The following is a 9,364-nucleotide window of genomic DNA, read 5'->3' as shown; positions in this document are numbered from 1 at the left end:
AAACCCGTCGAAAAGCGTCAGAAACGGCGCAAAATCGATCATATCGAGGTCGACTTGGCGCCTTGACGCTGAAATCCAAGTATCAGAGCGCTTTGATCAGACCTTCCCTAGGATCGAGGTAGTCAACATGCCCAAGGCGAAGCAGAGAACGATGAAGAGTCCGCCTGTAGCACTTACGGCCTGGAAAGCCACATGAGAAGCATTGAGTTTGAGCGTCTGAGTGAGTTCAGGACGCTCTTTCCAATGATTCAGGATGTAGCGATAAATCGCCCTCAACGATGCCAGCGAAATGCCCAGGCAGAACAATAGGTAAAACTTGTTTGGTGAAAACTGGAGCACATACGGTATGAAAATATAGAGGCCGATGAGAAGTGCAACAACGATAAGTATGCGCATGCTTCCTTTCCTGGCTAACTATCTGGCAACCAGCCCCCTTGGGCCGGTTGTACATATTTTCCATTGCGCGTTGCACGATGGCCCGCCCCCTCTTCGATGCAACTCGATCTCAGGGTTGCAACATCCGATTAACAAGATAGCGGATAACCGATAGGTACACAGCGCGCCAGTACCAAGGCAATCACCCAACTGCCGGCGGCCGTCGCTCAACCCGCAGCCACCTCGGCCACCTCCCTCGCCTTGGTGGGATATGTAAGCAGATAGAGCAGCACCAGGATGCCACCTACTGGCGCCAGACTGATCAGCTGCCACCACGGGTTCAAGCCAGCGTCACGCAGGCGTCGGGTGCAGGCCGCGATCCAGGGCAGCAACACCAGTAGCAAGGTGATCTCCAGCGCCCATTGGCCATTGGCCTCAGCGAAAAGCTGGGCGAAGGCAAGCACCATCGCAACAGCCAGTGCAAACCACCAGAAATCCGCCCGCGGGGTTGTGCCGGTGAAGTCCAAGCCACGAAGCACGCCTTCGCGCATCGCCTCCAGCGCAGGCTGACTGGGGGACGGATTGCCCGCCAACAGGCTTTCGGCAGGCACCTCGAAGACGGCAGCCAGTGCCCGTAAGGATTCCGTCGAGATCTTCGCGCCGGACTCCAGGCGCTGGATGGTCCTCAGGTTCAAACCGCTCAGATTGGCCAACTGCTCCTGCGACCATTGCCGACCAGCGCGGAGCTCGCGAAGTCGGGCGCTGTTGATGTGCATGAAAGACCCCTTGAATCAGTTGTTTGGCTCGCCGACATCATCTCGCCGCTCCCGGCCTTGCGTGACGACATCAGCCCGACACAGGCAGGACACGGACCCGACCTGGCACTGACGGCCCTAGATCTGGCCTGAGCATAGCGCCCAGCGAGCCGGTGATTCATGCGTTGGGGTTCATCCTATGGGTTGCCTGCAACGGATGGACTGGAGGCCGGAGACGGCCAATCGGCGTTCCATAGCATCCAGACCGAGCACCATCCAGGCAGGCCCAAAGCGCCGTGGCAAGCAATCAGCACCGGTGTCTCATCGCCGAAGCAGCAAACACCTGGCAGCCAAATGAAAAAGGGCTCGCGACGTAAGCCGCAAGCCCTTCATCCAAAGCAAGTAATTGGTCGGGACGGCCGGATTTGAACCGACGACCCTCTGCCCCCAGGTATGGGCGACGACCTGTCCTGCCGTATTGATTTCAAGGGGAAATCAAGGGGGGGGGGCAGCCGCCAAACATGGTCGAACAGGCTCATATACGTCAGTCACTTACGTGCAGATAGGGTGCAGGTTACACGGCACCTTGTGGTGAAAAGCCCCGCACTTGGCGGGGCCTATATAGCCACAAAATTGCGCAGCGTCCCGCTACGGACAAACCTGGCTAACTTGAGCCCCGCACTGCAGTCCCGGGCCAGTCGCCGAATACAAACCCGAGCAACTGAGCTTTACGGTGCCAGGGCCAGTAGAAGCCGTCTGTTGCCCGGCAATCAAATCGGCTGACGTTCCTGGGCCCTGAAATGAACACCGCCCCGTGCCACTCAGCCCACCAGTGAGCGAAGTGCAGGTTATTAACGCTGCACCTTTTACCGCGGCCAAGCCTGACTTTGATCCGCCGCCGGTTGAATTCGCATTTATCGACTGTTCGGGCATACAAGTAACATCGTCGATTTTCGCTTGGCAATCCAAACGCCCGTAGTTGAAGTCATATTGCCCCGTACACGATAGAGTCACGGCCCCCGCGCCACTGGTCCCAATTGACTGTCCCTGCCTGACCTGGCCACTGAAGCCTGGCGCTGTAATAACACACCCGTTATTGGTCCCCATGCTTGCGGTTGCTGAAGTGCAAGTGATTACTGAGGCTGAAGTCGCAGTACCGTTTCCCGTATAACCGCCAGATGTTGACGATCGAGATGTAATGGTTTGAACTGCGGCACTCGCCGAGCCCAACGCAAAAAACCCTGCTACAAGAATCGCAGTACATATCGCGTAACGTCCATTTATTCTCATTGATCTCACCCTCAAGAGTTGAACTTCCGTTTTCCAAAACTTCCCCGCTCGCAACCCAATTTGAAACCAACGACAAAGCCGATTGCGAGCACGGCGATTCTGCCCGTCCACTGGAACTCATTTATTGCCACAGATCCCAAAATCAAGCACCTGGGGGCTGTCCACTCGCTTGGTACCGCTGCCAGGCCCATGTTTGGCCAGGAATGAAACGCAGTCGTATCAAGTGGTTTTGGCCTGAAACGGCCCGAGATTGGCGCGGCAGATGGCCAGGCAAATGCTGGCAATCTCACTACGGGATTTCCCCATAATTGGCGCTCTCCGCCCAATTCTCCGCTAGGGCAGAATTGGAAGCACATGGGGCCCAGCCAGCGCCCCTCTCCTACCCCCAGGTCCATAGAGGGGCACATGGCTGGTGCCGACGGCGCATTGAAACTTAAACACTGTCAATGCCTTGTCAACGTCGCGCTGGCATCTAGAGTGGTCCGCAAGATCGCCACATCGCGCCTCCGACGAAGCTCCGCAAACCAGCTACTCCGCTTGACTAGCGCAGGGGCGGTGCCATACGCGCGATAGGCGTACCTCCGCATTCGTACATATGAAATTGCCCGCGGGGGAGATCCTTAAAGAGGGCAACGTCTCGGCGATAAGTAATTTCCTCACTCAAATCGGGGATGAAGATGGTATCGGGTGCGGAAGTTGCGTCGGGAATGTTGGCCTCTCCCAGCCCCCCCCTGCCGGAAGATGAAGTACCGTAGATCTCGAACCGCCCTGTCTTCGGAAGAGTCCGGATTTTGAGGCGTCCAGTCAGCACGGCCCGGGTCGATCTTGCTTGAGAAACTCAATGCGCTCCTGATGCCGGGGAATGATTTGGTGGCTTCCGTGCTGACGCCGGGCGAAACAATGGCTGACGCCATCAAGGTATTCCGCGCTGACGATATTCCCGGTCGCAAATGGGCACCGAAGACGGCGGAAGTGTACGAGACCATCATCCGACGCATCGAGGCAGGCCTGGGCGCCACGCCGGTTGCAGAACTGACAGTGAAGGCATACGCCACCCTCATTCGCGAAGTGACCGAATCGGAGCGCGCGCCAGCAGTTCAGACTAGTGTTGGGCTGGACTCTGGCCTGCGCGGTCGAAGAAGGCCGGATCGACTCCAATCCGGCTCTGGCCACCCGCAAGTTCACCCACCGCCGCAAGCGCGAGCGTCTGTCGATCGAGGTCGACCGCGCAATCTGGGATGCCGCGCCGCAGTGGGTGCGCAACGCTATGGACCTGTCGCTGCTCACGCTGCTGCGCCGCGAGGACGTGGTTTCCGCTCGTTTCGCTGACCTGCACGATGGCGCGCTCTGGGTGGTGCCATCGAAAACCGAAGGCTCCACAAACGTCCGCCTACAGATCGCAGCTAGCGGCCCTCCAGGCGACCTGCTGGCCTGCTGCCGTGATGCTGTGGTGTCGCCCTACCTGATCCACCGGCTACCGGAGAAGGCGCGGCCAAGCAACATGCGAGCCAAAGACCGGGACCATCACACCCAGGTGTTACCGGAGCAGCTGTCACGGGCGTTCGCCACGGCACGCGATGCGGCCGGCATTGATGGGGACAACCCACCGACCTTCCATGAGATCCGGAGCTTGGGTGGCGCCCTGCTGAAGGAAGCTGGCTGGACCAACGAGCAGATCCAGGCGTTGATGGGCCACAGCAATGTGGCGATGACCGAGCACTATCTCGGTGGCCATGAAGCGCCGTGGCAAGCAGTTTCCACCGGCATTTCGTTGCCTCGATAGTGGACGAATAGTGGACACTTAGTGACCACAACGAAAAAGGGCTCACGACGAATGCCGTAAGCCCTTGTTCTTAAAACAGTAATTGGTCGGGACGGCCGGATTTGAACCGACGACCCTCTGCCCCCCAGGCAGATGCGCTACCAGGCTGCGCTACGCCCCGATCGTTACTGCTTTCGCCTTGCGGCGAGCCGGTGATTATACCGGTTTTCACACAAAAAAGTTCAGCGACGGAGCAGTTGCAGTACTTCTTCCAGCTCCATGCGCACCTGCTTGATGATCTGGTTGCTCAGCGCCGACTCTTCGCGAGCGCCCTCACCTTCCAGTCGCAGGCGGGCGCCACCGATGGTGTAGCCCTGTTCGTACAGCAGGCCGCGGATCTGCCGGACCATCAGCACATCGTGGCGCTGATAGTAGCGGCGGTTGCCACGGCGCTTGGCCGGCTCAAGGCTGGGAAACTCGGTTTCCCAGTAGCGCAGCACATGCGGCTTTACATCGCACAGCTCGCTCACTTCACCAATGGTGAAGTAGCGCTTGGCCGGAATCGGCGGAAGTTCGCGGTTACTGCCCGGATCCAGCATATGCCTCCACCCGCTCCTTGAGCTTCTGGCCCGGACGGAAGGTGACTACCGTACGGGCGGAAATCGGAATTTCCTCGCCGGTCTTTGGGTTGCGACCCGGGCGCTGGTTCTTGCGCCGCAGATCGAAATTGCCGAAGCCCGACAGCTTCACTTGACGTCCTTGTTCCAATGCATCGCGCAACACATCGAAGAACGCGTCGACAAATTCCTTGGCCTCACGCTTGTTCAGACCAACTTCGTCGAACAACCGATCCGCCATCTCCGCCTTGGTCAATGCCATGCCTGCTCCCTGTATCCCGCCTCAGCCACGGATCTTTGCGCCGTGCCCGCGATCAATCGCCGCCACCACATCGGTGACTACGGCTTCCACGTCACGGTCCGTCAATGTGCGCGACTTGTCCTGCAAAATCAAGCCCATAGCCAAACTCTTGAAACCCGGCTCGACGCCCTGGCCGACATAGCGGTCAAACAGCGCCACCTCACGCAGCAGCTCGCCGCCGGCAGCGCGGATGGTGGCCGACAAGTCAGCCCAGCTGACCGATTCAGCTACGACCACCGCCAGATCGCGACGCACCGCCGGGAAACGCGACAAATCGCTCGAACGCGGCAGCGAACGCGCCGCCAGCGGGGCCAGGTCCAGCTCGAAAGCGTAGACATCGGCATCCACCTCCATCGCCTTGGTCAGGCGCGGGTGCAATTGGCCGATCCAGCCGATGCATTCGCCGTCGCGCCAGATGTCCGCCGATCGGGCCGGGTGCGCATACGGGCGCTGCGAGGCGCGGAACTCCAGAGTAGCGCCAGAGGCCGCGGCCAGCGATTCCAGGTCGCCCTTGAGGTCATGGAAATCGACCTTGCGCGCCTTCTCGCCCCACTGCAGGGTGGCAGCGTCGCCGCACACGGCAGCAGCAACGCGAACGGTTTCCTTGGGTGCGGGCTTGCCCTCACCGACCTGCGCCGCGAACACGCGGCCAATCTCGAACAGGCGCACGCGACCAGCCTGGCGGGCCACGTTGCGGCCCAGCGTTGCTACCAGACCCGGCAGCAGCAGCGGGCGCATCACCGCCAGCTCGGCCGACAGCGGATTGGCCAGCGCAACCAAACCTTCGCTTTGCTGCCACTGCTTCAGCAGCTCGGCATCGACGAAGGCGAAGTTGATGGTTTCCAGCATTTCGCGGGCCACCAGCTGGCGGCGCACACTGAGGTCATCCAGACGGGTTTCGCTGGGCATGGCGATGCGTGCGGCGCCGCCCGGCAAGGTGGTCGGGATGGATTCGTAGCCGTGGATGCGGGCCAGCTCTTCGATCAGGTCCTCTTCGATGGCGATATCGAAACGACGGCTTGGGCCGGTAACGTTCCAACCATCGGCCACAGCCTCGACCTGCATGCCGAGCGCGCGCAGGATGCGCTCGACTTCGGCGTCTTCAATCTGGATGCCGAGCACGCGCAGGATGCGGGCGCGACGCAGCAGGATCTTGGCGGCGACCGGCAGGTCGGCCTCGCGCACGGTCTCGGTGACCGGCGCCGGCGTGCCGCCGGCCAGGTCCAGCACCAGCCGGGTGGCGTATTCGATGGCAATGCGCGGCAGCTGCGGGTCAACGCCACGCTCGAAGCGGTGACCGGCATCGGTGTGCAGGCCCAGCTTGCGGCCACGGCCCATGATCGCCGCCGGGGCGAAGTGCGCCGCTTCCAGGAACACCTTGCTGGTCGCATCGGTGACGCGGGTATCGAAGCCGCCCATCAGGCCAGCCAGGCCGACCGGACGGTCGGCATCGGTGACCACCAGGAAGCTGTCGTCCAACGCGGCGTCGCGGCCGTCGAGCAGCTTGAGGCTTTCACCAGCACGCGAGCGGCGCACGGCAATTTGCCCCTTCAGCGTATCCAGGTCGTAGGCATGCATCGGCTGGCCGAGTTCCAGCATCACGTACTGGGTGATATCGACCAGCAGCGACACCGGGCGCACGCCACTACGGCGCAGGCGCTCGGCCATCCACAGCGGAGTGGTCGCGGCGGCATTGACGCCTTCGATCACGCGGCCGAGATAACGCGGTGCTTCGGCACCGGCGTCGAGCTGGATGCTCAGCTCATGCGCGCCCTGTGCCGGTACCGCATCAGCGGCAAACGGCTTCACTTCGCTGCGGGTAGCTGCGGCGACGTCGAACGCAATGCCACGCACACTGAAGCAATCGGCGCGGTTCGGGGTCAGCTTGATCTCGATGCTGGAATCCGGCAGGCCGAGGTACTCAACCAGCGTGGTGCCGACCGGTGCGTCGTCCGGCAGTTCCAGCAGTCCGGAGGCATCGTTGTCCAGGCCCAGCTCCTTGGCCGAACACAGCATGCCGTTGGATTCGACGCCGCGCAGCTTGGCCGGCTTGATCTTCAGCTCGCCGATCTGCGCGCCAACCATGGCCAGCGGCGCGACCAGACCCGGACGCGCATTCGGTGCGCCGCAGACGATCTGCAGCAGTTCAGCCTGGCCGGCGTCGACCTTGCAGATCTGCAGGCGGTCGGCTTCCGGATGACGGGTCGCTTCGACGATGCGCGCGACCACCACGTTGTCCAGGCCTGCGCCCAGCGCGGTGACGTCTTCGACTTCCAGACCGATGGCAGTCAGCACGGCGCTGAGTTCGTCGCGCGATGCGGTGGTCGGTACGTGGCTGCGCAGCCAGCTTTCAGAGAATTTCATGTGTCTACCTTGATGGGAGGCGCGCCTCCCGTTGCGGTTTTTTGTTGAAACCCGGCGCTTTGCGCCTGGGGTTGGTCAACGCTTAAAAGCTGCCGAGCATGGCTCGGCACTACAGCTGCGGTTACGCGAACTGCTTTAGGAAGCGGACGTCGTTCTCGAAGAAGGCGCGCAGGTCGTTGACGCCGTAACGCAGCATCGCGAAACGCTCCACGCCCAGGCCGAAGGCGAAGCCGGTGTAGCGCTCCGGATCGATGCCTACCGACTTCAACACGTTCGGGTGGACCATGCCGCAGCCCAGCACTTCCAGCCAGCGGGTGCTGCCATCGGGCTGCTGCCAGGCGATGTCCACTTCCGCACCCGGCTCCACGAACGGGAAGTAGCTCGGGCGGAAACGCATCTCGAAATCGCGCTCGAAGAACGCACGCACGAACTCGGACAAGGTGCCCTTGAGGTCGGCGAAGTTGGAGTGCTCGTCGACCAGCAGGCCTTCGACCTGATGGAACATCGGCGAATGGGTCTGGTCGCTGTCGCTGCGGTACACCTTGCCGGCCGCGATCATGCGCAGCGGCGGCTTGTGCTCGCCCATGTAGCGCACCTGCACACCAGAGGTATGCGTGCGCAGCAGGCGGCCATCGCCGAAGTAGAAGGTGTCGTGCATGGCGCGCGCCGGGTGGTGCGGCGGGAAATTCAGCGCCTCGAAGTTGTGCCAGTCGTCTTCGATTTCCGGGCCTTCGGACAGTTCGTAACCGAGGCGGGCGAAGATTTCGGTGATGCGCTCCAGGGTGCGCGTGACCGGATGCAGGCCGCCGCGTTCGCCATGACGGCCCGGCAGGGTGACATCGATGCTTTCAGAGGCCAGGCGTGCGTCCAGCGCAGCGTTTTCCAGCAGCGCCTTGCGCTCACCCAAGGCAGAGGACACGGCATCGCGCGCGATGTTGATCGCCTCGCCTGCCGCCTTGCGCTCCTCGGCCGGCAAGGCGCCAAGCTGCTTGAGCTGGGCAGTGATGCTGCCACTCTTGCCCAACAGCGAAACACGCAGGTTTTCCAGCGTTTCCGGGCTCTGCGCCGCGGCTACATCGGCCAGCGCCTGCGCGGTCAAGGATTGGATGTCACTCATGGGATCGACGAAACCTCTGGCCGGCTTGCCTACGCGGTACGCGCCGGGCCGACCCCCGTCGCCACCAGTGGCTGACCGCCGCACAGCCATCGGCAGCGGCAACCAGCACAAAAAAGAATGGGGAAGGACTTGCGCCCTTCCCCATGCATTGTCTCACCACAGCCGCTGCGCGTGAACGCTACAACTGCTGCAGGAAGAACTTATGCCGCCAGTGCGCCCTTGGCCTTTTCTGCCAGAGCGGCAAAACCGGCTGCGTCGTGCACGGCGATATCAGCCAGAACCTTACGGTCCAGGGTGATACCAGCCTTCAGCAGGCCGTTCATGAAACGGCTGTAGCTCAGGCCGTTGATGCGGGCAGCCGCATTGATGCGGGTGATCCACAGCGAACGGAAATTGCGCTTCTTCTGCTTACGGCCAATGTAGGCGTACTGCTGTGCCTTGATGACTGCCTGCTTGGCAACGCGGAAGACCTTGCGACGGGCGTTGTAATAGCCCTTGGCGAGATCCAATACTTTCTTGTGGCGGCGGCGCGCCTGCACACCACGCTTTACTCGTGCCATGGTTCAGTCCTCAGAGGTAGGGAAGCATACGGTCCAGACGGCCTGCGTCTTCTGCGCGGACGTGATTCGTCTGACGCAGGTTACGCTTCCGCTTGGTCGCTTTCTTCGTGAGGATGTGGCTACGGTTGGCGTGACCGCACTTGTACTTGCCGGAGGCGGTCTTGCGGAAACGCTTGGCCGCCGCCCGGTTGGTCTTGATCTTGGGCATTGCTATGTCCTTGAT

At 61.5% G+C, this 9,364-nt stretch carries 9 protein-coding genes and 1 tRNA gene; 1 reads left to right on the top strand and 9 read right to left on the bottom strand.

Annotation, left to right across the window (positions count from 1 at the left end):
- Window positions 1–96: 96 nt before the first annotated feature.
- Complete coding sequence (locus tag ACVOL0_RS01055) at window positions 97–396, bottom strand: hypothetical protein (protein ID WP_481547487.1); 300 nt, start codon at window positions 394–396, stop codon at window positions 97–99.
- A 206-nt stretch (window positions 397–602) separates the two neighbouring features.
- Window positions 603–1,151 (bottom strand): DUF805 domain-containing protein, encoded by a 549-nt coding sequence (locus tag ACVOL0_RS01050; protein WP_481547486.1) that lies wholly within the window; start codon window positions 1,149–1,151, stop codon window positions 603–605.
- A 2,374-nt stretch (window positions 1,152–3,525) separates the two neighbouring features.
- Here ACVOL0_RS01050 and ACVOL0_RS01045 point away from each other — a divergent pair.
- Window positions 3,526–4,203, top strand: a complete 678-nt coding sequence (locus ACVOL0_RS01045) for a tyrosine-type recombinase/integrase (RefSeq protein ID WP_481547485.1) — start codon at window positions 3,526–3,528, stop codon at window positions 4,201–4,203.
- An 83-nt stretch (window positions 4,204–4,286) separates the two neighbouring features.
- Here ACVOL0_RS01045 and ACVOL0_RS01040 read toward each other — a convergent pair.
- The 7 genes from ACVOL0_RS01040 to rpmI all read right to left on the bottom strand — a co-directional run bounded on the left by ACVOL0_RS01040 (window position 4,287) and on the right by rpmI (window position 9,349).
- Window positions 4,287–4,363: transfer RNA gene (locus ACVOL0_RS01040), tRNA-Pro, on the bottom strand.
- Window positions 4,364–4,424: 61 nt separating this feature from the next.
- Window positions 4,425–4,781: a MerR family transcriptional regulator gene (locus ACVOL0_RS01035; protein ID WP_057629341.1), complete on the bottom strand. Its 357-nt coding sequence runs from the start codon at window positions 4,779–4,781 to the stop codon at window positions 4,425–4,427.
- The gene (locus ACVOL0_RS01030) at window positions 4,762–5,061 is read right to left on the bottom strand and encodes an integration host factor subunit alpha (protein WP_054657702.1); all 300 of its coding nucleotides are present in this window, start codon (window positions 5,059–5,061) and stop codon (window positions 4,762–4,764) included. Before ACVOL0_RS01030 ends, ACVOL0_RS01035 begins: the two co-directional genes overlap by 20 nt.
- A 21-nt stretch (window positions 5,062–5,082) precedes the next feature.
- On the bottom strand, window positions 5,083–7,464 hold the full coding sequence (pheT, locus tag ACVOL0_RS01025) for a phenylalanine--tRNA ligase subunit beta (RefSeq protein WP_481547484.1): 2,382 nt from the start codon (window positions 7,462–7,464) through the stop codon (window positions 5,083–5,085).
- A 121-nt stretch (window positions 7,465–7,585) separates the two neighbouring features.
- The gene (gene pheS / locus ACVOL0_RS01020) at window positions 7,586–8,581 is read right to left on the bottom strand and encodes a phenylalanine--tRNA ligase subunit alpha (protein ID WP_481547483.1); all 996 of its coding nucleotides are present in this window, start codon (window positions 8,579–8,581) and stop codon (window positions 7,586–7,588) included.
- A 200-nt stretch (window positions 8,582–8,781) separates the two neighbouring features.
- Window positions 8,782–9,141, bottom strand: a complete 360-nt coding sequence (rplT, locus tag ACVOL0_RS01015) for a 50S ribosomal protein L20 (RefSeq protein ID WP_054657697.1) — start codon at window positions 9,139–9,141, stop codon at window positions 8,782–8,784.
- Window positions 9,142–9,151: 10 nt separating this feature from the next.
- Window positions 9,152–9,349: a 50S ribosomal protein L35 gene (gene rpmI, locus ACVOL0_RS01010; RefSeq protein ID WP_002811096.1), complete on the bottom strand. Its 198-nt coding sequence runs from the start codon at window positions 9,347–9,349 to the stop codon at window positions 9,152–9,154.
- Between the last annotated feature and the right edge of the window lie 15 nt (window positions 9,350–9,364).

The organism is Stenotrophomonas sp. STEN021, assembly GCF_056760175.1.
This window is presented reverse-complemented; position numbering and strand designations above follow the sequence as displayed.